This window comes from Sporosarcina sp. BP05, assembly GCF_014282005.1.
Classification (GTDB): domain Bacteria; phylum Bacillota; class Bacilli; order Bacillales_A; family Planococcaceae; genus Sporosarcina.
Genome location: NZ_JACFTD010000005.1, coordinates 153,095 through 178,686 on the forward strand (window position 1 = coordinate 153,095; position 25,592 = coordinate 178,686).

At 37.6% G+C, this 25,592-nt stretch carries 22 protein-coding genes and 2 pseudogenes; 3 read left to right on the plus strand and 21 right to left on the minus strand.

The genetic code is table 11. From position 1 onward, the window contains the following. Positions 1–152 precede the first annotated feature (152 nt). The 3 genes from H2672_RS08045 to H2672_RS08055 form a co-directional block, all read right to left on the minus strand. Entirely contained in the window at positions 153–578 is a 426-nt protein-coding gene (locus H2672_RS08045) for a DUF1801 domain-containing protein (protein ID WP_186670795.1), read from the minus strand. 21 nt (positions 579–599) lie between these two features. Further along, positions 600–866: a cysteine-rich CWC family protein gene (locus tag H2672_RS08050; RefSeq protein WP_370569623.1), complete on the minus strand. Its 267-nt coding sequence runs from the start codon at positions 864–866 to the stop codon at positions 600–602. 68 nt (positions 867–934) lie between these two features. Next, the gene (locus H2672_RS08055; RefSeq protein ID WP_186670797.1) at positions 935–1,261 is read right to left on the minus strand and encodes a hypothetical protein; all 327 of its coding nucleotides are present in this window, start codon (positions 1,259–1,261) and stop codon (positions 935–937) included. 284 nt (positions 1,262–1,545) lie between these two features. Between H2672_RS08055 and H2672_RS08060 the strand changes: the two genes are divergently transcribed. After that, positions 1,546–2,448, plus strand: a complete 903-nt coding sequence (locus H2672_RS08060) for a TIGR01777 family oxidoreductase (RefSeq protein WP_186670798.1) — start codon at positions 1,546–1,548, stop codon at positions 2,446–2,448. Positions 2,449–2,600: 152 nt separating this feature from the next. Here the strand turns inward: H2672_RS08060 and H2672_RS08065 are convergent, their stop codons facing one another. From H2672_RS08065 to H2672_RS08075, 3 genes are all read right to left on the minus strand, one after another. Next, the gene (locus H2672_RS08065; RefSeq protein WP_186670799.1) at positions 2,601–3,323 is read right to left on the minus strand and encodes a hypothetical protein; all 723 of its coding nucleotides are present in this window, start codon (positions 3,321–3,323) and stop codon (positions 2,601–2,603) included. Then, positions 3,310–4,653 (minus strand): AAA family ATPase, encoded by a 1,344-nt coding sequence (locus tag H2672_RS08070; protein WP_186670800.1) that lies wholly within the window; start codon positions 4,651–4,653, stop codon positions 3,310–3,312. The genes H2672_RS08065 and H2672_RS08070 overlap by 14 nt, the downstream gene beginning before the upstream one ends. Positions 4,654–4,826: 173 nt before the next feature. Next, complete coding sequence (locus H2672_RS08075) at positions 4,827–5,915, minus strand: hypothetical protein (RefSeq protein ID WP_186670801.1); 1,089 nt, start codon at positions 5,913–5,915, stop codon at positions 4,827–4,829. Positions 5,916–6,120: 205 nt separating this feature from the next. On the opposite strand from H2672_RS08075, the gene H2672_RS08080 reads away from it, so the two are divergent. After that, entirely contained in the window at positions 6,121–6,936 is an 816-nt protein-coding gene (locus tag H2672_RS08080; RefSeq protein WP_186670802.1) for a S1C family serine protease, read from the plus strand. A 118-nt stretch (positions 6,937–7,054) separates the two neighbouring features. On the opposite strand, the gene H2672_RS08085 is transcribed toward H2672_RS08080, so the two are convergent. From H2672_RS08085 to H2672_RS19920, 13 genes and pseudogenes are all read right to left on the minus strand, one after another. Beyond that, the gene (locus tag H2672_RS08085) at positions 7,055–7,207 is read right to left on the minus strand and encodes a YfhE family protein (RefSeq protein WP_186670803.1); all 153 of its coding nucleotides are present in this window, start codon (positions 7,205–7,207) and stop codon (positions 7,055–7,057) included. Between the two features lie 134 nt (positions 7,208–7,341). Beyond that, complete coding sequence (locus H2672_RS08090; protein WP_186670804.1) at positions 7,342–8,439, minus strand: ABC transporter ATP-binding protein; 1,098 nt, start codon at positions 8,437–8,439, stop codon at positions 7,342–7,344. Between the two features lie 168 nt (positions 8,440–8,607). After that, positions 8,608–9,492, minus strand: a complete 885-nt coding sequence (locus H2672_RS08095; RefSeq protein ID WP_186670805.1) for a PucR family transcriptional regulator — start codon at positions 9,490–9,492, stop codon at positions 8,608–8,610. A 157-nt stretch (positions 9,493–9,649) separates the two neighbouring features. Further along, positions 9,650–9,850 (minus strand): annotated as a pseudogene (locus tag H2672_RS08105) (sugar phosphate isomerase/epimerase); the annotation flags it as partial. 298 nt (positions 9,851–10,148) lie between these two features. Further along, complete coding sequence (locus H2672_RS08110; protein WP_370569619.1) at positions 10,149–11,648, minus strand: glycoside hydrolase family 32 protein; 1,500 nt, start codon at positions 11,646–11,648, stop codon at positions 10,149–10,151. 158 nt (positions 11,649–11,806) lie between these two features. Next, complete coding sequence (locus H2672_RS08115; protein WP_186670806.1) at positions 11,807–13,996, minus strand: alpha-galactosidase; 2,190 nt, start codon at positions 13,994–13,996, stop codon at positions 11,807–11,809. A gap of 33 nt (positions 13,997–14,029) precedes the next feature. Continuing rightward, positions 14,030–14,848: a carbohydrate ABC transporter permease gene (locus H2672_RS08120; protein ID WP_186670807.1), complete on the minus strand. Its 819-nt coding sequence runs from the start codon at positions 14,846–14,848 to the stop codon at positions 14,030–14,032. Then, entirely contained in the window at positions 14,848–15,684 is an 837-nt protein-coding gene (locus tag H2672_RS08125) for a carbohydrate ABC transporter permease (protein WP_255485611.1), read from the minus strand. The genes H2672_RS08120 and H2672_RS08125 overlap by 1 nt, the downstream gene beginning before the upstream one ends. A gap of 155 nt (positions 15,685–15,839) precedes the next feature. Continuing rightward, entirely contained in the window at positions 15,840–17,075 is a 1,236-nt protein-coding gene (locus tag H2672_RS08130; protein ID WP_186670809.1) for an ABC transporter substrate-binding protein, read from the minus strand. A gap of 31 nt (positions 17,076–17,106) precedes the next feature. Continuing rightward, positions 17,107–18,135: a LacI family DNA-binding transcriptional regulator gene (locus H2672_RS08135; protein WP_186670810.1), complete on the minus strand. Its 1,029-nt coding sequence runs from the start codon at positions 18,133–18,135 to the stop codon at positions 17,107–17,109. 789 nt (positions 18,136–18,924) lie between these two features. After that, positions 18,925–20,658: a phospho-sugar mutase gene (locus H2672_RS08140; protein WP_186670811.1), complete on the minus strand. Its 1,734-nt coding sequence runs from the start codon at positions 20,656–20,658 to the stop codon at positions 18,925–18,927. A gap of 83 nt (positions 20,659–20,741) precedes the next feature. Further along, complete coding sequence (locus H2672_RS08145; protein ID WP_186670812.1) at positions 20,742–21,902, minus strand: ROK family transcriptional regulator; 1,161 nt, start codon at positions 21,900–21,902, stop codon at positions 20,742–20,744. 457 nt (positions 21,903–22,359) lie between these two features. After that, positions 22,360–22,506, minus strand: a pseudogene (locus H2672_RS19920) (beta-galactosidase small subunit-related protein); the annotation flags it as partial. 175 nt (positions 22,507–22,681) lie between these two features. On the opposite strand from H2672_RS19920, the gene H2672_RS08155 reads away from it, so the two are divergent. Next, complete coding sequence (locus H2672_RS08155; protein ID WP_186670813.1) at positions 22,682–23,548, plus strand: Cof-type HAD-IIB family hydrolase; 867 nt, start codon at positions 22,682–22,684, stop codon at positions 23,546–23,548. 17 nt (positions 23,549–23,565) lie between these two features. Here the strand turns inward: H2672_RS08155 and H2672_RS19925 are convergent, their stop codons facing one another. Then, on the minus strand, positions 23,566–23,850 hold the full coding sequence (locus tag H2672_RS19925) for a hypothetical protein (protein WP_186670814.1): 285 nt from the start codon (positions 23,848–23,850) through the stop codon (positions 23,566–23,568). Positions 23,851–23,951: 101 nt separating this feature from the next. After that, positions 23,952–25,361, minus strand: a complete 1,410-nt coding sequence (gndA, locus tag H2672_RS08165) for an NADP-dependent phosphogluconate dehydrogenase (RefSeq protein WP_186670815.1) — start codon at positions 25,359–25,361, stop codon at positions 23,952–23,954. Positions 25,362–25,592 lie beyond the last annotated feature (231 nt).

Here is a 25,592-nt window from a genome sequence, read left to right on the forward strand (position 1 = left end):
GCAATCGAATGTAAACGCTACTTTGTCACTTCTATTGTTGCCATGTGTATACTTGATGGAACTCAGTATACACATGGCTCTACTTAACTATCGGAATTTACAGTCTACCATCTAATTTATGGACTACTGCAAACATCTCTTTAGGTAATGCGTTATTGATTATCCTGGTATTGTGTTTGCAAAAACGTAACCGATTGAGTAATTAACTGTTTTAATACATTCGTGTCGATATCATCGACTTTATTAATATACACGCATGATTTGCCAGAGGTATGTTTTCCAAACGTCGCCAGCAATGCATCGCGTTCGCTATCTCCGGGTGCAAAATACAAACTAGTTTTTGCTTTGCGCGGAGAGAAGCCTGCCAACGGTGCGTCTCCTTCGTGACCCGTTTTGTATACATAATGATACGATCCAAAGCCAATAATGCTTGGCCCCCACATTTTTGCTTCAAGGCCAGTCGCCTCTTTAAATATATCGAGTAGCGTGTAAGCATCCGCACGTTTTTTGGGGTTTTCTACATTCTCAATAAATTCAATAACGTCATTGTCTGTTTCCTTCGTTTTTTGTTCGTACATATTCCATTCCCCTCTCTTCCATCATACTACGAACTCGTCTAGACATTTTTTACATATGCATGATTTTCTCAATTGATCATAAGGTACTAGTTCGAGAATAGCTTTCGGAAAGAATTCTCCACTACACCAACATATACCTAAAGATTTCCCTATGGAATTACAGCAATTATTGTTGTCTTTGCAAATAGGACATTGGTAACTTTCTGCTGTATCGAATGCTTGGACCATGGTTTTCCCTCCCTTATCTACGCAGGTTATTTCAGAGCTAATCACATCTGTTTCACACATTTTAAAAGTAAAAAGAATACATGATTTGTATTGCTTGCACAACAGAAGAAATTTCTGTTTAATTAATATTAAGTCATTCGAGAAGTTGATTTCATTTCACTGTTCCTTAAATAATTCAAGTGATGAATTTCTACTCTGTAAATTAAACTTTTTATATATTTCTGTAAAAAAGGTTTAACTTTTCCGTTGTAATCCTCAAGTGATTTGCATGCATAGTCTTCGTCCATAGAAACAGTAAAACTGCATGTGATCACTACATATTCTTCCCCAGTAGTTGAAAACCGTTTGGTTACTTCAATAATCTTCATACTTACAAATTTATTTTTCATATATGTTTTTGATTTTGGTAATTTTTTATTTGACAGAAAAGATACAATTCCTTTTACATAAATCATTCTATTTGCCTCCAGCTTAAGTTGGGAAGATAGATTTCTATATCGCGAGTTAAATTTTCAATAAATTGATTCAGATATAGATAAGATATTTACCATACTACAGTGTCTACAAAATTGCTTTGCATGTATTGTATCACAATAAGAACATCGGTTTCATTACTATTCATCGCTTATTTCATACTAATAAAAATGCTCTTGGCTCTTTAAGTCAAAAGCTGTCTTTGCAACATAATTATACAATCAATCGTCCAATTAGTAAGAACTACTGGAAACGGGTGAATGATATGAAAAAAAAGATAGTCATAGCTGGCGGAACGGGTTTTGTAGGTCAACACTTTGAAGAGAAGTTTACGAATTTAGGCTATGAAATAATCATTATTTCAAGAAGGTCTGACCAACTTCTTTGGACAGATAACGTAGGTATTGTAGAGGCCTTGGAGGGTGCAGAGATGCTCATCAATCTTGCTGGGAAATCCGTCAACTGCCGCTATAACGAGAAAAATAAAAAAGAAATTCTAGTTTCCAGAACAGAAACCACAGAAATACTCGGAAACGCTTTGTTAGCCTGTAAAAATCCGCCGTCATTATGGATCAATTCAAGTACGGCTACGATTTATCGACATGCGGAAGATCGACCTATGACGGAGGCTAGTGGCGAGATTGGAACTGGTTTCTCCGTTGAGGTAGCACAAGCATGGGAGAAATCCCTATTTGCTTTCCAGCTTCCTCAGACAAGGACAGTCGCATTAAGAATTGCAATTGTACTCGGTGAGGATGGTGGAGTGATGGAGCCCTACCTCAACTTGGTACGCTATGGGCTTGGCGGTGTTCAAGGATCGGGCAACCAAATGTTTAGCTGGATTCATATGGAAGACCTATTTCGAATCATCCTTTTTCTTCAAAAGAATAACGATTTGGATGGGATATTCAATTGTTCAGCCCCACAGCCGATTACGAATCGAGTATTCATGGCACAACTGCGGAAAACAATGGACCGAAAGTTTGGATTACCTTCACCGAAATGGATGCTCGAAATGGGGGCTATTTTTATGAAAACCGAAACGGAATTGATTTTAAAAAGCCGCTGGGTTGTTCCTGATAGATTGGAAAAGGAAGGGTTTCATTTTACATTTGATACAATCGAGAAGGCATTTCACCAAATTTTGAAGAGTTCTAGTAAGATATAGTGAGAAACCAATGCTAAATATGTGCCTTTAATGGCGACCCCGATTAACGAATAAAAAGACTTAGCAAAGAAACCACTTTGTTAATAAAGTGATTTCTTTGCTTTTTATATAACCGAAAACAAACACCTTGACTATCTGCTATTTTAGGAATTCTAAGATCCGGACTGCAATTTTACAAATTCAAACAACAATGGCACATTACTGTATTGTTGTAAGGAAGCTGAGCTTTCTGAAATCCTATCCCAGCTTTCCGTATAAGGATCTGCTCCGGTTAACAATGGCATGGATTCCTGTAAAAAGTCTTCAATGGGTATCTCTAACTGTTCTATGAATCGTTCTACCTGTGGAAATTTCCCTTCCTTTTCTGGATTGGGTTCTTTAAATAGTACATGTTCTAAATTTCTTGAAAAATAATACATACGGTAGTCAATCTCACCAGATAGTATCTTATCTAATGCCTTCATTATATTGATATTTGTACTTCTATCCGCATTTCTAGCTGCTATTTGTTGCTTTTGTTTTTCATGCGGGACAGTTATTCGATCATCATGGTAAAGTGTTAATTCTTTTTGGGTATCATCAATAACAATCGCATCTTCTGGGATGAAACAGCCATCCATATCAATAATATGTAGTACACAGAATACATCTTCCGGACGAAATTTACTTTTTATCATAAATTCATTTACTGCATTTCCAATCACAGACTTGATAGGTTCGTCAGGCCTGTCCAAGTCATATAAAATATCGCCGTGCTGAATATGGAAACGTATATTATGCTGTTCGAAAAGACTACGTAACCGATTGTATAGCAATACCTCTTCGCAGCTTCCCTCGACAAGTAATAACACGACCTTCTTTTTAGTAATTGTCATGTAAGACCCCTGCTTTTCGGAATGCCGTCTTAATATCATATAAATTAGTTTCCGCATAGATTTCTTCATCTTGACCACCCAGCTGTACAGCACGTAGATAGATATCCCGCGCATTACTTAGCTTTTCAACCCCTTTTAATTGATGGTATCTGTCCTCTTCATTTAGAGTAGTAAACCATAAGTTTCGAATTGGAAGCACTTCTAATATCCGCAAGTTATGAGAAGTGAAAAAAAGTTGACCTTGTGCATTTTCGTCCAGAACTTCTAATATTTCGCCAAGTAAGTATTCAAAAATCCCTGCATCGAGCTCATCAATTACAACGCAAGCGTTCGGATTATTATATACTGCAATAAGTGTACTTAAAATAGAAATGATTTTTAACGTACCTTCCGACTCACTTCGTAAAGGAAGTTCGATATTCCTTTTTTTCGATAGAAACTCAAAGCGAATTCCCTCACTGCCGTCACTCAACTTTTGCTTATTGATTTTTCTGATTTTTATTAGAAGACCTGGGATAATGGTCTGCAAGACAATATTCGTCTGACTAACCACTTGGTCTATCGTTTCAAATAAATCCAACGGCAACACCATTGTATCTTGCATCTCATAAGGTATATGTCCACGCTTTCTTTCCAAATGAACACTAAAAGGCATAACAAGATTGGCAACTAATAGACCATATTGAATCGTATCAATGACATGTAAATCTCGATTAAGGTCATCTGAAAGATTCTTCATGATTTCAATTTCATTTTCTTCTAAGATCTCCTCAAATACTTCCTTTAATTCTTCTCTAAAAACAAAAGAAGTTGTGTTACTAGCAGCCATTCGGTTGGCTACCATGACTGAAACTCTTACAGATTCATTCATTTCATGTGATCCATTAACTCCTATCGTTAAGCCTTTAACAGTTTTTGAAATTAAAATTTTGAATCGCTCATTTTTCTTATTTTCTCGATAGTCTACTTGCTCTTCTACAACTTGATACCTTCCTTTTCCCGCTGACAAAGAAACTGAGTAGTTAACGAAGAATTCGCCGAATTGATTTTTAACAATAAATTGAAACAATATGCAAATAATCTTTTCATTAAAATACAGCAAGTTTGATGAAACCTTAGGAAGCGGTGCTTCAAGATTGGCTGATAATAAAGTCTTTAGAAGATTGAATGCTTCCACTGCCGCAGTTTTTCCAGAACCATTTTGACCATAAAACCCTATGATATCAGCTTTCTCCAACGTATTGAAAGCTGAATTTGTGTGAAACGCACCATTTTTCACGTTTTTCAAATTGGTTATTTCTACTTTGGTTACCCTGACTATACTCTTCATGAAGGTCCCCCTATGAATACTTCTTAAAATAACAACTTCCTTTACAGTAATTCATGTAAAAAGTAAATGTACTTATCAATATGGGCTTGCCAACCTTTAATTATTCAGTTTAGCGATGCATTTAATACAACACAAAAATGCCTATCAAAATAATAGGCATTCTAACATAAGCTTTATCTAAGAAAAGTCTCCCCATTAATTATGACTTGCGAGGCTCGAAATGGGATATTTATATTCATTGAAAAATACGGCTCTAAAATGCTATAAAATGACTCCCATTGACTATCTACTTGCTCATATTTACCGTTCAGCTCTAAATCAATGATGCCCGTGTAAACTTTTTGTAGTTTAGAAAGATCTTCCTTAGATACCTCGAAATCATAATAAGCCATTTGTTCATTAAATGTTGGCATTGGATAGGCAGCACGATAATACGGGCGCATCACCAAGTCAAATGCCTCCCATTTGTCCATCGCGAGTTGGTCGTCTCCGTCGCTACTAGCTTGGTGAGCGTCCTCATATAATTTCTTAATCACCGGGTAATCCACTTTTGAAATAGTCGTACCTAAGTCTATAATATACTCATCAAATGTCGGCTCTACATAATAGTTATTGACAATCTCAAAAAATCGATCTATCTTTACGCCAGATTCTTTCTCAGCTCCACTTTTTGATAGTGAAATCCATTGATTATAAAGTTCTTCCATTTGCAGCAGGTCATCACTCGTAAATGGATAGTCAAACATACTTATATAAACATCAAATGGTTCAGGCTCCCAATTGGCAAGATAATACGGATTTGTTATTCGATTTATTTGTGCCCATAATTCTCCTGCCTCCTCCCATAACTCATTCTTTTCTAAAGTCATTACCTCATTGTAAAGAAGTTCAAGCTTATTAATTTCATCTTCTGTCACGCCGAGTGGTAGATTTTTAACAAAGTAGTCAACGTTATAAAAATCGGCAATGCTATCCAAGACTTCTCCTTCGATTTGCACCAAAGCCCCAACTGAGAAATTCATCGCCTGGATTTGCTCCTCAGCAAAAGTATGCAATCCAACATGGTAGCGTTCGCCGCTATCACCTTTAACGATTATTTCATTACCCCAATTTTCAACGACCGTCCCTTTGACAATCTGTCCAATTTGAATTTGTGATTTAGTTTGTTCCACTGCCGCGGAAGTATAGGAAGGCATCACTCCACCAATCCCAAGTGCCAACGCAATTGAAACGACAAACATTCTCAGCTTTTCCCTACTCATGGTTCATTCCCCTTTTTAAAAAATAATAGTGTAATAAGAAGACGCTTGGAAAATATTCATTCTTCCATCTAAATGTCATTGAACTATTCATTATATGCTCTGACTAAATAATTATGACATACAAATAAAAGAAGAAAACCTTGTATTCTTCCCTTTGCTATAATGAACTATAACGATATGTATTTACTAGTTAGGGTGTGGGTGTATGGAGTCGAATGAAAAACAATCGCCTGATTTAGGTGACGTTGATTCAAATGAAGAAATTGATGATGAAGAACTGCAAGAACTGGTATTAGAAGCACAACAGGAGGCCCTTTATAGAGAGGCGCAAGAAAAAACAAATCGCAAAACGAAACATCCGTTTCCCAAATGGCTATTTTGGCTTATCTCAATTGTGATGGTTTTCAATACATTTGCGGTTATTTTTGAAGTGTATTCAATTCCAGCTATTGAATTCTTAAAGACTTCCTCGAAATTATCGAAACAAAAAAACATTGCTACTTATAAGAAATCTGTCGTTGTTATTCAGTCAGCTGAAAGCAAAGGCACAGGTTTCTCCATTTCAGGTGACGGAACTATTCTAACGAACTATCATGTTATCGAAGGAAGCGATTCCGTAAATGTCTACTTTCCAGAAGAAGGGCGTTTTACGGCAGACGTTGTCCTTACATATCCTTCAGTCGATCTCGCTGTACTAAAAGTCAATAGACAAAAACTTCCCTATTTAAAACTCGCTAAAAAAACGAATTTCACAGCTAATGAAGCCATTCATTTTATTGGCAATCCTTTAAGTTTTAAGGGCATTGCAAATGAAGGCATAATTATTGATTATATCGAGCTACCGGATTGGGATGCACCTGTCGTTATGATGAAAGCACCCGTTTATCGGGGAAATAGCGGTAGCCCCGTAATAAATAGTAAGGGGCTGGTGATTGGCATTGTGTTCGCAACGTTAGATCATGAAACACATGGAAAAGTCGGGTTATTTATTCCGATAAATGAGTTTTACAATCAACAATAAAATTATTTTTCAATATCGAAAACGGTTGCATGTATTATGCAACCGTTTTTACCAGAATAAGATTATATTAGTAACGGAAAAGTTTTGCTTGGCTGTCGGATTATATTTTTTGCATACTTCAGCCTTTTTTGTTATTATCCCTATCTTTATCTTCTTTTTCGCCGACTTTATCCGCTTCTTTAAATTCTTCTTGATACAGTACTTCTTGTGCTGAGGTCAATCCATTATTTTTATCAGTCAATTGTTCGTGTGGAAACTTTTTCTCATTCATTTGCATCCTCTCCTTTCCCTGTTTATATCCTGATTACTTAGTTTGTCCAAGTCTTTTAGATTTTAAACATCAAAGTATCCAAATACAAAACCGCCAAAGGAAAATTAATTCCTTAGCGGCTTTACTGTATAATCCTATTTAATTCGCAGTTCTGATTCCTTATCGAAAAAGTGTGCTTTATTAAGATCGAACGCTAAGTCGACTGTTTCACCTGCTGCAACGCTGAAACGTGCATCAACTCGAGCAACGAAATCCTGGTCATTTACTTTAGAATAAAGAATAATTTCTGCTCCCATTAATTCAGCAACTTCAATCGAGGCCTTGATTTTTGTTTCAGGAGAGAAATCAAGGAATAGCGGTTCATCATGAATATCCTCTGGACGAACTCCAAGAATGATCTCTTTACCGACATAACCTTGCTCACGAAGATATTTCATCTTCCCTTCAGGTACAAGAATTTTCACATCGTCCATAACAAAATAATTCTCTTCTAATCTACCATTCAAGAAGTTCATTGCAGGAGAACCGATAAAACCACCAACAAAAACATTATTAGGTTCATCGTAAACTTCTTTAGGAGCCCCTACTTGTTGGATATATCCATCTTTCATGACAACAAGACGCGTCGCCATTGTCATTGCTTCCGTTTGATCGTGAGTTACATAAACGGTTGTTGTTTGCAAGCGTCTGTGAAGTTTTTGAATCTCGGCACGCATTTGGACACGTAACTTAGCATCTAAGTTAGACAATGGTTCATCCATTAAGAATACTTCGGCATCGCGAACTATAGCACGTCCTAAAGCAACACGCTGACGCTGACCACCTGAAAGAGCTTTCGGTTTACGCGTTAACAGGTCCTCAAGACCCAAAATCTTAGCTGCATTATCAACACGTTTTTTTATTTCATCTTTTTTAAATTTACGAAGCTTCAAACCAAATGCCATATTATTGTAAACATCCATATGTGGATATAATGCATAGTTTTGGAAAACCATTGCGATGTCACGATCTTTTGGTGGGACATCGTTCACTCTTTTACCACCAATGAAAAGATCGCCTCCTGATATTTCTTCCAAACCAGCAATCATTCTAAGTGTTGTTGATTTTCCACAGCCTGATGGACCCACCAATACTAAAAATTCTTTATCTCTAATTTCCAAACTAAAATCTTTTACAGAAACTACATCTTTGTCATATACTTTTCTAATATTTACTAATTTCAAGTCTGCCATTTTATTCCCTCCAGTGTATGTAAGTGCTTTCATCTACTTATAATAGAATACAATATTTATATTATTTAAGTAATGGTGAATATGCACAAAAATCCGGACAGTCTTCAGTCATATTTACTATGAACGTTTTCACAATAAAATAGTAGCTAGTTTTACCGATAAACGGCGTTACTTTTTTGCTAAAAGCGCCAGGTATACTGTCATTGCATGGTGAAATTGGCGGATATCTATTCCCGTCTTTTCAAAAAAACGATCCAATCGATATTGGAGACTGTTGCGGTGCATATGCAATACTTTTGCAGTCTCCGATATATTTAAATTACATTGAAGAAAAGTTTCAATCGTTTTCAGTGTTTCTTCATCGTTTATGTATTTTTGTAAAACAGTTTTACCAATATCGGAACGTAGGCCTGGTTCTATTTGATTGATGAGTAAATAGGGTACAGCGTCAATATACGTTACAACAGTCTTATTCGTATAAATAAATACTTTTTTAGCGGCATTTATTAATAAGTGATAATACTGAGCGATGTCTTCCAAACTTTCCTTATAAGATCCAATATAGAAGTTGATTTTCACATATAAATCGCTCATGAGTATATCTTTAATCTCTTCAAATGAGATACTATCTTCATAGACTGTCTGTTCTTCAATAATAATCCCTTCATGTCCATTTCCCCATAGGATCGGTACAGGTTTAGCAAAAAGCTCATGAATGGCATCTTTAAATACAATAGGGTCAATTTGATTTTTTTTGATAGAAAAGTAGATAAAACGATAGGAATTTTTAATTTCAAACTTAGCACTTGATTCAGCCGAATCAATCGCATTTCTCCATTTTCGTTCTTCATCAGTAGGTACTGGTAAATTTATATTATATGGCAATAAAAAAGTAGCTAATAATGATACATCCTTGGAAGTTAATTCTTCCTCATCGATACCAATAATCTCATTTTCACCTGTCACAAACCACTTATATGTAGAGTCTAAGTTATCGTGCCCCTCTGAATATACAAGGAGTGAAGAATAAATTTTACGTAATTGATTGATCATCAAAACACCTCTTTCTTTTTTCAAAAAGTATTTTCACTTTAGATTATTGTGTCCAAAACAATAGTACCACATTAGTTCTTATATGCGTCTTGCGCTTAGAAATCAATGGATTTTCATGTTCAATGCTCACAACATAATCATAGCCATAAGTGAGCTAAGCATTCATCATATCCGACCACTCTTGAATACTATGACCGCAACCAACAGAACGGAATGTCCATGCACGTGATTGCACATCCCCAAAAGACTGCATATCTGTTAAGCCATGCATATTGACGTTTTCTTGGTCAATAAAAGTAGCTTTCGCATGAATATGATAAATGCCATTTTCTTTTCCTAATATCTTAATCGCTACGACATGCAATCACCACGTACGTTTTTTGCAAAAACCGAACTTCCAGCACCTAAAAATATATGCTTTGTCATAAAAAAACCTGTTATTATATTTAGTACCGATATATGGAAGTGGTTTCAACTGAAAAAGCAATATTAATCAACGCAAAAAACAATATCCCATTCCATCGAACTGACTGCTACGATAATCATAGCCCAAGTAATAACGTTATGAAATGTAAGATAGCGGAAGTTGGAGTTATATATTGCTATCTAAAATAAAAGTATGTTCAATGTGGCTGAAACACTTGGTTACTCGTCAATTAACAAATACCCACCCAACTATTCTTCAATTCCCACGCGTCGAGCTTTATCAGTTTTGTTTCTCCGCTATCACTGAATAATTCAACAGAGATACTCGTTTGATCTGGATAGATACGGGCAGTCATTACTGTTTCGCCGTCGTTGACAAATAATTCAAGAGAAGATTGGTCTATAAACAGATGGAGTTTGAGAGTTTCACGGTTTCGGCCGTGAATGATACTCTGTCTAATTCCACCTTCTCCATGCCCTGAAAGATTACGGTCAATCCCAACTTTACCTTCAGCCACATAATAAAAAATCTCTGTTTTCTGCTTCCCATCTGCTGAGCATCGAATATTAAGACCGAATTTTTCAGCTGTGTTATTTTTTAACGAAAACTCAGCAATAATTTCAAGTTGATTACCTTTAATAGCTGATAATCGAACGTTATCGTTAATCATAGTTGGTTCAACCACATTTTTTACTGTTCTCAATTTTTGCAGTTCCTCAATTGGAGTCATTGAAAGTTCACCATAATCATTGAACTTCAACTCTCTCGGTAATGTTAACGCCCCTGCCCAATCATGTTTTTGTTCTGGCATTATAGTTTCCCACATGCTCATCCAACCAAACAAAATTCGTCTACCTCGATCATCGAGTAAGGTCTGTCCTGCATAAAAATCAAAGCCCTTATCGAGCTCAGTAAATTGACCATGCGAAAACTGTTTTGTCTTATAATCAAAATCACCAATATAAGTCCCGTTCTGATACAGATTCTGATATAAATCTCCTTCAGGTTTAATTCCTTGGGGCGAGAAAAGCAGTACATGCTTTCCTTTAAGTTCGAAAAAGTCCGGGCATTCAAACATATAGCCCATTTCCCCTTCACTCTGTGCGATTACACCTTGATAGACCCATGTAGACATATCATTGGATTCATATAAAAGTACATTGCCTAACTCACCGACTTGATTCCCCAACACCATATACCATATATCTTGGTGTTTCCAAACTTTGGGGTCTCGAAAATGTGGCGAACCATTTATCGGAGGTTTTGAAATAATTGGATGACCAGCCTGCTTTTCAAAATGAATTCCGTCATTACTTTTTGCAATACATTGCACTTCAAAAAAATCAGAGCCATCTTCATTCAAATTGTTATGCCCTGTATAAAACAGGAGCAATTGCCCATCATGTTCAATGGCACTTCCTGAAAAGCACCCACTTTTATCAAACTCGTCTCCTGGTGCGAGTGCAATGGGGAGATGTTCCCAATGTACAAGATCTTTACTTTTAACATGTCCCCAGTGCATTGGCCCTCCCTTCGCACCAAATGGATGATGCTGAAAGAATACATGATAGTCCCCATTCCATTGAATTAATCCATTCGGATCATTAATCCAGTGTGCAGGAGCCATGATGTGATAGCCTAGTCGGTATGGCGTATCTATCACTTTTTCACTTGCCACTTGTAAAGCCTTTTCAGCCTTTATGATTCGTTCTTGATGATTTGTAACCACTACAATCCCTCACTTCTATGGATTAATTAGTTGAAGTATTGAATACGTCATGCAAACTAGCGTAATTCAATGGTATTTTACATTCAACCTAGATTGAAAGAAAACGATAGGTATTCCCCATTCCATTGAACAGGGAATACTCATCGTTTTTTCCTTACTTATAATTCTTTGAAATGCCAGACATGGCTTTGAAAGTCACCCTTCATATCGATTGGAATGCTTAAACCTACGAAAGTGAGTTCATCGCCGCCATATACCTTATCCGTTCCAAGCAATTCATAATTCTTCGTTATATCCATGCCTGCTAAGCGTACGCTTCCAATTGCAGTATTCGCCTCCGCAAGCACGCGGAACAAGTAGACAATGACCTCTGTTTTATCTTTATTGACAAACAGCCACGCGGTCTCATTGCCTTCAAAAGGGCTCTTCAAACGATAAAAATCACCGAATTGTATAAGCTTGCGAATTTCTTTATATCTTTCTACCTGTGCTTTAACCGCTAGCTTTTCAGCTTCCGTCAGTTTCGTTAAATCAAGCTCATACCCAAGATTCCCTGACATCGCAACATCGCCACGCATAGCGAGCGATGTAATCCGGTCGACTTGATGGTTCGGAACGGCTGATACATGCGCACCCATTGAAATAATCGGATAGACCATACTTGTACCGTATTGAATTTTCAGGCGTGAAATCGCATCTGTATTATCGCTTGTCCATGTTTGCGGCATATAGTAAAGCATACCAGGGTCAAAACGACCGCCCCCGCCAGAGCAACTCTCAAATAGAATTTCAGGGAAACGGGAGGTTATGGTCTCAATGACATTGTACAATCCGAGCATGTAACGGTGAGCCGTCTCTCTTTGCCTGTCAGCAGGTAGTAATGCGGAACCAATTTCCGTCATGGAGCGGTTCATATCCCATTTCACATAAGAAATCGGCACACTTGCCAAAATGTCACAGACGCGCTTTGTGATTTCTTTACAAACATCCGCCCTTGAAAAATCAAGGACTAGCTGATTGCGGCTTTCGGATCGGTTGCGCCCCGGAACATGCAGGCACCAGTCGGGATGCTCGCGGTAAAGATTACTGTCAACTGAAATCATTTCCGGCTCAAACCACAGACCAAACTTCATACCCATTTCCGTCACTTGACAAGCCAAATCATCAAGTCCGTTCGGCAGCTTCTCAGTGTCTTCAAACCAATCACCAAGTGATGTGTGGTCACTATTTCTTTTTTCAAACCAACCGTCATCCAAAACAACTAACTCAATTCCAAGCTCCTGACCGGTTTTAGCAATATCAAGAATTTTATCAGCATTAAAATCAAAGTAAGTTGCTTCCCAATTATTTACGAGAATTGGACGTTCTTTCTCCTTATATATCCCCCTCATTAGCCTAGTTCTGTATAACTCATGAAACGTTCTCGACATACCTCCAAGCCCAGTCGCTGAAAATACCATCACTGCTTCAGGTGTTTGGAACGATTCTCCTGGTTCAAGTCTCCAATTAAAGTCGAATGGGTTGATGCCCATCATTACTCTTGTATTGTTAAATTGATCGACTTCCGCTTGGGCAAGGAAATTTCCACTATAGACAAAATTGAACGCATATACATCACCTGTATGCTCGCCGGCTCCTTTTCTCAGCAATGCTATGAAAGGATTATGTTGGTGACTACTTGCTCCTCTTGCGCTTTCAATCGATTGAACACCATGTCTAAGTGGCTGGCGTTCGATATGATTTTCTTTCGCATGACCACCATGAAGATGCATAAAATCAAAATCTGCATCCCGAAAATCAACACTGACACTTAAAGCACGTAATAGTTTGAGTGACGCCGTTCCCTCGTTTAGGAATTTTACAGATCGCGTAATGACATTAAACTGTTCGAAGACGGTATAACAGAGTACAACTTTTAAATTTGTTTCCGCATCACGCATGACAATTTCTAACGTCTGGGCTTCATTGTTTTCTTCTACATAAGTAGCCGGTAGGCCCGGTAATACAGGTTTTCCTTTCCGGATTATATGTGACTCATAGCGTAAATCACTAATGGTTGATCCGTTTTCAATCTGGATCTGATAAGCCGGCTTGCGATAGTCCGTATTCCCGAACTGTGGGTATTCCTGTGGTAACGTATCCAACGAAAATGTTCGGTCTTCCTTGTAGGGATTCCCAGAGAAGCCACGGTCTACAAGTTGTATTTCATTTGAATAGTTAAAGTCGTTTATTTTTCTCCCCCAATAGAGATGGAGTAAATAGCTGTCACGTACAATTTCCATGACATAGCTCGTATCATTTGCTTGTAAATGAAATCTGTTTTTTTTCGAATCAAAATGTATCGCCATATGAATATTCAGCTCCTAAACTTTATAATTGGTTTACTTGACCGATCCTTTTACAACGCCGCCAATGATCCATTTTTGTGCAATTAGATAGACAACAACCATCGGAGCCAACGCCATTAAATAAGAGGCGAAAGCTAAGTTGTAATCTGTCCCAAATTCTGATTGGAACACATATTGTACAAGTGGTAGTGTGGCATGAGCAGAATCATTCAATATAATTAACGGCAACAAGAAATCATTCCACGCCCATAAACATGTCAAAATACCAATTGTTGCATTAATCGGCATTAAAAGCGGAAAGATGACTTTCCAAAATACTTGCCATGTATTGCATCCGTCGATAATGGCGGCCTCTTCCAATTCCACAGGAATTGATCGGATATACCCGACATAAATGAAAATATTTATAGCCATACCGTACACGACATACAGCAAGATGAGTCCACCTGGATTATTAAGTCCCAGTGCGGATGTTTGCTTTACAATTGGTAGCATGATAATTGGAAATGGAATAAATAACGCACTGACAAAGTAAAAATATAAGCCTTTAAAGAATTTCTTATGCATATTTCTTGCTACTGCATAGGCCACAAGGGAGTTGGATAAAATTGTTAATATTAGTGTGGCACCTGTAATAAGCGCACTGTTCTTTAACGCATTAAAAAAGTTCGTTGCCTCAATTGCTCTCGTAAAGTTTTCCCATCGGAATACAGTCGGAAATGCAAGTGCAGATTTAGCGAGCTCCTGCGGATTTTTCAGAGCGATTGAGAAGGACATATATAATGGAAAAAGGATAATTAGCGAGCCCAAAATAATCAGAATTGTGACAGGCCAGTTTGTTCGCTGTTTCATTACATATCCACCTCCCTTTTTTGCAGGATTTTAAGTTGGAAAATAGAGACAAACATAATCAGGAGAAAGTAAATAACGGCGTTCGCTGATTGGAATGCAAATTCTCCACCTTGGAATCCACCTTTATAAATAAGCAGGGAAATGGATGTCGTCGAGTGACCTGGTCCTCCACCAGTCATGGCGACAATCTGATCAAACACCATCAAGAAGTTCTTCATCGACAAAACCATATTAATTGTAAAGAATGGAGCAATCATTGGGAATGTAATTTTCCAAAACTGCTGCCAGTGATTTGCACCATCTAAACCTGATGCTTCATATAAATCACTTGGTACGGTTTGTAATCCTGCAAGGTAAAGAATGATGTTAAATGCGCAGGCTTGCCAAACGACAACAAGCAAGATACCCACCCATGCATACTTTTCCGAGCCAAGGATATTAACTGTCAAAAAGTCAATATCTAACCGCTCACCAATTGTAGGAAGAATATTCGTGAAAAAGAAGTTAAAAATAAACCCAACAATTAATACACCTAATACGTTAGGGAGGAAGTAAATGGCTCTGAAAAAGTTACGTCCTTTTATTTTCGCATTCAAGCCAATCGCAACGGCCAAACTAATTACGTTAACAAGAATCGTAGCCATAATGGCAAATGAAAACGTGAATATGTACGAATCTTTCACAACTTTGTCTTTAAACAAATGTATATAATTTTTAAAGCCCACAAAGTCATACTCTAAACTGATTCCGTTCCAATTCGTAAAAGAATAATAGATTCCCTGTAACGCGGGAAAGGTATGAAAAGTAGCAAAAAGCAAAACAGCGGGTATAACCATTGCATAAAAAGCCCAATCTCTTTTAGTAAACTTCTGCTTCCTCTTTTTACTTGAATCCACAGGGGGAGTCAAAGTAGGACTAGACTTTCCCATTATTATTCCTCCTTCCTTATAAAAGGAAGAGAAACTGAAATTAACCAATTTCTCTTTTGGCATTACTTTCGATCTTCAACTTTTTCCCAGTCTTTTTGCATTGTATCTAAAAATGCAGCTACATTTTTATTTTGAGCTAATATTTGTAGAGACTGATCAGCTGTGACACCTACTGGTATATAATGGTCAGGAAAATCAACTAGTGCCCCTTTTGCAAAGCTTTCTTTCAGGCCTTCAAGTGATGGTTCCTCTTGTGTGATTCCTTTTAGCGCTGGGAATGCATTTTGTTCTTGAATATACATTGTAATATTTTCTTCTTTTAATAGAAATTCGATAAATTTCTGCGCTTCTTCAGGATGCTTCGATGATGCGCCTATACTTAGAAGTAAATCTATACCAGAAACTACTTTACTTTCACCTGGCGTATTTGTTAGTGGATAAGGGAAAACTCCTAGATCAATAGCAGGATTCGCTTTTTTAATTTCAGGAATTGCCCAAATACCTTGTAAGTACATGGCACTTTCTCCATTTCCGAAGGCGGTGTTCCCATCATTGTAAGCGACACCTTGTTGGTTTTTATGCCCGTAATCGAGCAACTGCACAAATTTTTCCGCTGCTTCTTTATATCTTGTTCCAACGAGCACCTTTCCTTTATTTAATTCATCATAAAAATCATCGCCTTGTGTATTTGCCGCAAGTACATTAAAGGCTGGGAGTGTTGTCCATGCATCTTTAAATGTGAAATAGAAAGGAGTTTGTCCTGATTTCTTCACATTTTCTGCAACCGTAATAAATTCATCCCATGTTGTCGGGACCTCGAGTCCTAACTCTTTAAAGATCGCTTTGTTATAAATAACACCTACCGCATTAGCTACATAAGGAACTGCATAAATTTCGTCTAATCCTGTGACATCCTTCAACATTTGCAAGTAAGCAGGTTGAACTTTATCTAGGTTTTCATCGTTTGTCATATCTTTGTAAACTCCTGCTTTTGATAGTTCTTTAAAGTTATTGTTGGCGCCAATTCCAATGATATCGGGAATATCACTTTTCATGACTCTCGTTTTCAAAACCACTTCTGCTTCTGGCGGACTTACTTGTTCGACCTTAATCGTTGGATTTTCCTCCTCGAACTTCGCAATCAATTTAGCGAAAGTAGGAATAGCTTCACTTTTATATTGAAAAAACTCAATCTTTACTTCGTCACTTTTGGAATTAGAGCCACTTTCACTAGAGCAACCGGCAAATAGAACAACTGATAGGACACCCGCTACGAGTAACAAAATCTTTTTTTTCATATTTAAAATCCTCCAATACATTTTTTTTGTTCTACGCTTTTTTTATGCCTACGCTGTCTCTAACGACTAATTCAGTCGGGAGTACGACTTTGAGCGGCAATACCCGATTGCCATGTAAGCGATCATACAACAGCTTAACAGCAGTCCGTCCCATTTCTTCTGTATGAATTTTAACGGTCGATAATGATGGATTTAAATAGGCGGCAGAGTCAATATCATCAAAACTGAAAACCGAGATTTCATCTGGCACCTTCATTCCTGCTTCATGCAGGGCGCGCATAACTCCTATCGCCATCGGATCACTAGCAACGACAATTGCTGTTGGTTTGGCGGTAGATTCAATCAACTCTTTCGTTAACAAATAGCCACTATTGGTACCAAAGTCACCTAAAAGAATGTATTCCGGATTGTATAGACCTTTCTCATTCATTTTCTTTTCGAATATTTGCTTGCGGGTGTCTTCTTTTGGAATTATTTGTTCAGTTGTAATACCCCTAATTGCACCTTGTCCGCCAATATATGCAATATCCGTATGTCCAAGGTTGAACAGATAATCCATTACTCGACCGGTAGCTGTCTCAAAATCAGATAGAACTACATCATAGATATTTTCTTCAGGTAAAAAGTCAACGATCACAATATTGTCATTGTGATAATATACATCTTGTAAATCTTCAATGATCACGTCCCCGAATATGATTAACCCATCCAAGCGGCTGAGTGTTAAAGCTGTAAAATCACTTTTACCGACCGTTAGTACAGATGAAATATTCATTGAATACTTTTCACAGACACTTTCTACTCCTAGTCGAATAGAAAGGAAATACGGGTCGTTTGTTTCGTCATTTGATATAACGAGCCCGATATTTTTCACTTGGACGGATTCAGAAGCTATGCCACTTTTTCTTCTTGGTAGCTTGTAATGGAGTTCATCAACGACCTCCATTATTCTTCTTCTTGTTTCAGCAGTTACTGATAATGTAGGGTCTCCATTGATAACTCTAGACACAGTAGCTGTAGAAACCTCTGCTTTTGTTGCTATATCTCTCATCGTCGCCATGATTCAACTTCCTTCTTTAGTAAAGTTAACTAAACGCATTAAAGGTAATATATCAAATAATCTAACTATTTGCAAGCGTTTTCTCGAAAAAGCATAGTATTTAATAGTTTATCTAGAATGTATATGTTATCTAATTCTAAAGAACACCGATTTAGCTCTATGCCATGCCTCTCTCGAGCTTCTCGCCGGTGTTACAGCTTCAGGTGTACCGTTAAGCCCCTATGCTAAGTTTACATATGAAATTTAATACTACGACCTATATAGTCAATATTCCGGGATTCAAAATACATTTGTTTAGTTAACAAATGGTTCTGTTTACTAAAATACATTTTTGAGGGAATAGGATTTTCTATGGTGACTATTTCTAGGAAATAGTTCGCGCTTCTCTTGGCAAATCCCCTGGAGAATATAGAAATACTAATTCATCTATCACAGTAGATTATCAAATTGGTGATTATTAACTCCTAACTTTTTTAAAAACACCGAGAGTTGAAGACAAAAATCACCTTCTATACAAAAAGTCCCTTACACCATAATCGGTGTAAGGGACTCACTTTTTCCAAAATAAGGAGAAAGCGTATCTTGAACTCCTTTCAATTCCACATTTTTAGTAACTTCCCAGCTATCGCTAAGATATTTTCTGGTAGTTCGTTAGATAGATTTCTCCTGCCTGAAAAATCAGCACCTGTAGACGGGCCATTATAGAATTTCATCGCTTATTGTAATAAGTGATAAAGCAAGTTGAATCGATGATACCATTTCAACATTCCTAATTTATAAATTTCCTTATTATAAGCTAGAAGTTAACCTTTCAACAATCGTCATGACGGCTGCTTTTAATTCTGCTAAAACCTCATCACTTTCAACTTTCGTTTCACCCTTCACCCCGAAGTAGAACTTGATTTTAGGTTCTGTTCCAGATGGGCGGATGGCAAACCATGCATCATTAGACAACTTGAATTTAAGCGCATTCGCAATAGGTAAATCGAGTGGATGCTGATCTCCTGTTTCAACGACAACAGAATTACCGGATGCATAATCTTCAATTATTGAAAGGGGTTGAGTAAATTCTCTTACAAATGATGTCGACCGGAAATAATTTACGATTTCATCAATCTTCACCATGCCAGTCTTCCCTCTTAGCGTTATCGATTCCAAACCTTCTTGGTAATAGCCATGCTCTTCATACAGTGCATGTAGCCCTTCCAATAATGTTTGTCCGTTTGCTTTATAACTTGCAGCCACTTCAGCAATTAATACAGAAGCTTGAACGGCGTCTTTATCCCGTACGAAATCGCCAATCAAATAGCCATAGCTCTCCTCATAGCCAAATAAGAAAGTTGACTCTGCAGTTTCTTCAAATTCTAACACTTTTTCACTGATAAATTTAAACCCTGTCAATACATCTATCGTTTTAACTCCATACTTGTCTGCAATGGCCTTGCCAAGCTCTGATGTGACAATTGTCTTTAAAACAACACCGTTTTCCGGCATTGCATTACGGTCTGATTTATCTTCCAACAATGCATTTACGAGTAATGCACCAATCTGGTTGCCCGTTAAAAAAATATAGTCGCCATCTAAATCTCGGACTGCCACACCCATTCGGTCTGCGTCCGGATCCGTCGCTATGAGTAGATCCGCTTTCACTTTATGTCCATAGGTAAGTGCCATTTCAAAAGCTTGTGGATCTTCAGGGTTTGGATACTTGACGGTCGTAAATTTCGGATCTGGAATTGCCTGTTCGCTGACGATGGTTACGTTCGTGAAGCCCGCTACCTCTAGTCCTTTACAAACTAATTTCCCACCAGCCCCGTGAAGTGGGGAATAAACAATCGAGAGACTCTTATCTAGTTTCCCACCTAAAAGAATTCCATCTAAATGCAATAAATAACGATCGCTCATTTCATGTCCCAAATAAGTAAGTAGCCCCACTTCTAAGAGATAAGCTTCTTCCGCTACCTCTACCGAAAATAGATCACCGATACTCTCCGTATGTGTAGTAATCGCAGTTGCAGCTTCTAAAGTAACTTGTCCACCGTCTTCTCCGTACACCTTCAGTCCGTTGTATTCTGACGGATTATGACTTGCTGTAATGACAATTCCTGAAAACGTATTCAATTCGCGTACTGCAAAAGATAACAATGGAGTAGATTGCAGTTCGTCAAACAAATAGGATCGAATACCATTGAATCCAAGAACTTTCGCCACTTCAAGACCAAATTCCGCAGATTGGTGCCTAGAATCATAAGCAATGACGACGCCTCTATTTCTCGCAGCCTCCCCACAGCTATTAATATAAGAAACAAGCCCAAGTGCCGCCTTCCTTACAGTGTAGATATTCACCCGATTCGTACCAAACCCGAGTTCTCCGCGCAGGCCTGCCGTGCCGAATGAGAGGTTTTTATAAAAACTGTCTTCCAATAATTCTTGATTTTTTTCTTCAACCATAAGTTGCTGTTTTAGTCTAACTTCTAGAAACTCTTGATTAAGCCATTTTTCTGCTTCAACTTGCCACGTCATATGAATTACCTCCTAAAATAATGATAATAAATCGATCTATTCGGACTCTTCGCATAGCTATCTATCCTAGTTTAGTAGAAAATTCAATTCGGGTCAAATACATCTACTAAAAGTAAAGACACAGCACCAATAAGTGTTGCATCAACACCAAGTTTAGTAATGGTTACTTCAGTCTGTTTTGCCCGCGGTGTCAATGCACATTCTTCAATCGTTTCTAGTATGACTGGTAAAATAAGTTCTTTGGCCTTTGTTACTCCACCACCAAGAACAATTTTTTGCGGATTAATAATATGTATTAAATTTGTTAAACCTATCCCAATCAGTCTTCCAGTTTCCTTAAGTATGGTCGCAAATTTTTCATTACCACCTATAGCTAATTCATAGACTTTCTCCGCCGTGAAAGTTTCTTTGGGCATATCCTTCATTGCTCGTCTAGCAATTGCTGGGCCGGTTGTAAACGTTTGCAAACATCCACGATTACCACATGCACAAATTTCTCCGTACAAATCGATTGTCATATGCCCCACTTCTCCAGCAATATCTTGTGCCCCGTGGTACAACTTTCCATCAATGACAAGCCCAGCTCCAACACCACGTCCAATATTCATAACCAACATACTTAATAATTCACCATGATTTCCAAACCAGGATTCTCCAAGTGCCATTGCGCGTGCATCATTTTCTACTTTGACTTCTAATTCAAATTCCTTTTCAAGTTCTTCCTTAATCGGAATATTTGTCAAACCTAAAATTGGAGCAAACAGAGAAGTACCTGTTTCAACGTCAACAACACCATGCATTGCAACACCTATACCAATAACTTTTTTGCTAGTAGAGGATGTACTTTTTAAACAACTGTGAATACAATCTTTTAAAACAGTCAGAAACTTGGCATTTGTTATCGGTGTGGTCAACTTCCTTGAAGTTCGCTTTATAATTTCCCCAGATAAATCGGTAAGGACACACTCTATTATTTCCGGTCCCGCGTCTACTCCAACAACATAGAATCCTTGATTATTGATTAAGAGCATCGTTGGCTTTCGGCCACCTTGAGACTCACCAAGCTTGCTTTCTATCACAATCCCTTGATCAATCAACTCTTTTACATTACCACTGACTGTTGGTGGCGTTAATTTTGTCTCTTTGGCAATTTGCGCCCTAGAGATGGGTGAGTCAGTTCGTATTTTATTTAATATAATTGACTTATTTACTGATTTCATCCACTGGAATGTGCCTTGCCGCATATTAGCCCCCCTATTATTATAACAATCAAAGTGACAGAACAGGGACATCCCTACTTTGTTGATAGTACAAATATTTTCACTATCAACCAAAGCGGTTTTTCAAGCTAGGAAAAACCACTTTAACTAGGGGATATATATTAACCCCTGCAGTTACTATGACTTTACGCCTTTACTTAAAGAGCTAAACTTCCTAAAGCCATTTTATCAAATATACGAAACGCTCTTTAGCTTTTATACTATCACTAATCTCTTTAGTCGAATACACGGATAATTTAGTTTATGTTACAAAAAGTTCGAATTTACACTCAGTTTTCCCGATTGACTTTGCCAGCATAAATTCTAGACTAATTAATTCTTCATTTCATCCAAATGCAGGGAAGTATAATCTCTTTTCTGTAAATCAGTAACTTCATAATAGGTAGTCAAAAAATCGAATGTAGAACTAGTGCTTATTGTATTAAACCAAGCCCATTTCGATTAGCCAAGCTCGCGCAGTGGTCTCTGTGCGATTGTCATTTTCTTGCGCACGAACATCGTTTGTAAACACCTCATCAACAGAATTTTCAAATAAACTTGTTAAGTTTGCCTGTTTAGAATCACTATAGGACTCGTTAGGTCATTTTCCTCACTGACTAGCATTTTCAATCATTCCCTTAGAATCTTCATATTCTCAATATTTTTTAGGCTAGGGTTAGGAAAAACTCTGCCGAATTGGTAAGTTGATATTTATCGTATTCATTGGTATCATCAGTCTCTATGTACTAAGAAAGGGGACAATTATGATACGCCTAATTGCAATTGATATGGATGGAACAATATTGAGTCCTGACCACACCATCAGTACTAAAAACAAACAAGCGATTTTAGCTGCACAGTCCAATGGTATTGAGGTTGTAATCGCTACTGGAAGAGGTTTCTCAGAGGCCTATGGTCCTATTAGTGATAGTGGTTTGAATCTTTCATACATTTGTCTTAATGGAGCAGAAATTAGAGATGCATTTGGGAATTTGATTTCTGCAACCCATATAGTCGAAAATAACATCACAAAAATAACATCTATTTTAGATGCTCACACAATAGATTATCAATTATTTATTGATACGCTAATTTATATTAATAGTATTGAAGATCAAATCGATACTTTCATTCAACTTGCTGAAGCAGCTAATCAAATCCCCGCAGTGGATAAAATCCGGCAAGAAGTAATGGATAGAGTAGAACAAGGCTATATCCGCCAAGTTGATTCTTATGATGAGCTCATTAACCAACGCGGAAGTGAAATTTATAAAGTATTTGGAACGTCTTTTAATAGAGCGAATTTGGATAAGGCTAGAAAAGCACTTCAACTATTACCTGGACTTGCTATCAGTTCTTCAGGGGCGGGAAATCTAGAGATTACAGCTATCAATGCGCAAAAAGGAATAGCAGTTGAAAAATATGCCAAGAGTAAGGGAATTGCAATGGCTAATGTCATGGTAATAGGTGATAGCTATAATGATTTATCAATGATGGAACGTGCAGGACGCTCTGTTGCTATGGGTAATGCCCCTGCAGAAATTAAAGCTGCTTGCACTGAAATTACAACCACTAATGAACATGATGGTGTTGGATTGGCAATCGAAGCTATCTTGCAACCTCAGGTTTAACTTAAAATAAACCTCCTTCATTTGAGCAACCTCTCAAATGAAGGAGGATTTTCTTTGTTAATTTTATTTAAGAGAAAAAATCGGTTAATATAGAAAAGCTTTGGATTCTTCTCCAAAGCTTTTCTACTTAATCTAAGCGTTAAATATGAAGTTCCTTTATTCATTACGTCACTTAATTCTTCATTCTTTTCAAATCCAGCATCAATACGAACAAGTACACCTGTAACAAAGCTTAATGCCCAACTTGATGCAAGGCAAACGACAATTTCGTTCAATTCTTCCGAATCACCAAAACGATTCAAAGGCGTATGCCCCATAATCGACGAAATTCTATCTAAAAAAAATAGCGATAAAAATCAATTGGAATCAACCTCCCCTGCAATAGGGCTCTGTACTTTTCCTTTTAAAACCAGTTTGTATGGAATGAGCCTTCTTTATCCTTACGTTCATACGTATGAGCACCAAAGTAGTCACGCTGTGCTTGAATTAGATTTGCAGGCAGATTTTCTGAACGATAGCTATCATAATAAGCAATTGCACTTGAGAATGATGGCACGGGAATACCCTGTTTAACTGCAACTGATACGACTTCCCGTAATGCAGATTGGTAACTTACTACAATTTCTTTAAAGTAACCATCTAACAATAAGTTTTCTAGATTAGGGTCTTGATCATAGGCATCTTTAATATTTTGCAGGAATTGAGCACGGATAATGCAACCACCACGCCAAATCATCGCAATATCGCCATAGCGAAGATTCCAGCCACTTTCTACAGATTGCGCGCGCATTTGTGCAAAACCTTGTGCGTAGGAACAAATTTTACTCATATACAATGCTTTTCTAACGGCTTCAATTAGTTCCTCTTTATTCCCTTCATAGCTGCCTACCTCAGGTCCAGCTAACACTTTACTAGCTCTGACACGTTCTTCTTTCATCGAAGAAATGCAACGTGCAAATACGGACTCAGTTATTAATGGAAGTGGAACGCCTAAATCTAAGGCATTTTTACTTGTCCACATTCCTGTCCCTTTTTGGCCTGCTTTATCTAAAATAACATCAACAAGTGGTTGACCTGTTTCTTCATCTTTCTTTGTAAAAATCTCGGCAGTAATGTCAATTAGGTAACTATCTAATTCACCTTTATTCCATTCTGAAAAGACTTCATGTAATTCTTGTGCATCCAGATCTAGGACATGCTTCAATATGAAATAGGCCTCTGCGATTAATTGCATATCGCCATACTCAATCCCGTTGTGTACCATTTTCACAAAATGTCCTGCACCATCAGGGCCAATATATGAACTACAAGATTCACCATCTACCCGTGCAGCAATCGCATCAAAAATAGGGGCAACTAGATCATACGCTTCTTTTTGGCCACCTGGCATAATCGAAGGGCCTTTTAGCGCACCTTCTTCACCACCAGAAACTCCTGTACCAATGAAATGGATGCCTGTTTTCTCTAATTCTTTGTTGCGGCGAATCGTATCTTCGTATAAAGTATTTCCTCCATCGATCAGGATATCGCCCTTTTTAAGATACGGCTGTATGGATGCAATTGTTGCATCTGTTGCTTGTCCTGCTTGAACCATTAGCATAATTTTACGCGGTACTTCCAATGAGTTAACAAATTCTTCAATACCCTTGGCACCGAAAAAGTTCTTGCCTACTGCTTCATTTCCCAAAAACTCATCTGTTTTTGCAGCTGTACGGTTGTAGACAGCAACAGAATACCCTCTACTTTCAATATTAAGCGCCAAGTTTTTCCCCATTACAGCTAAACCAATTACACCAATTTGTTGTTTCGACATATTATACTTCCTCTCTTTATCTACTATTTTTAACGATTTTATTCAATTTAATGTATCTTAAAATGTAAAATAACTTATTGAATTTTCATAGTAAATATTTGTAAGCTACTTTTCTAGTAACCCCATATCCTTTGGTACTTTACTTTCTTCCTTTATTAGCGATGAATATATCACCAATAGAATCTCTATTTATAGTGATCTACACCTAGCAATATTACAGATAATCTTGTC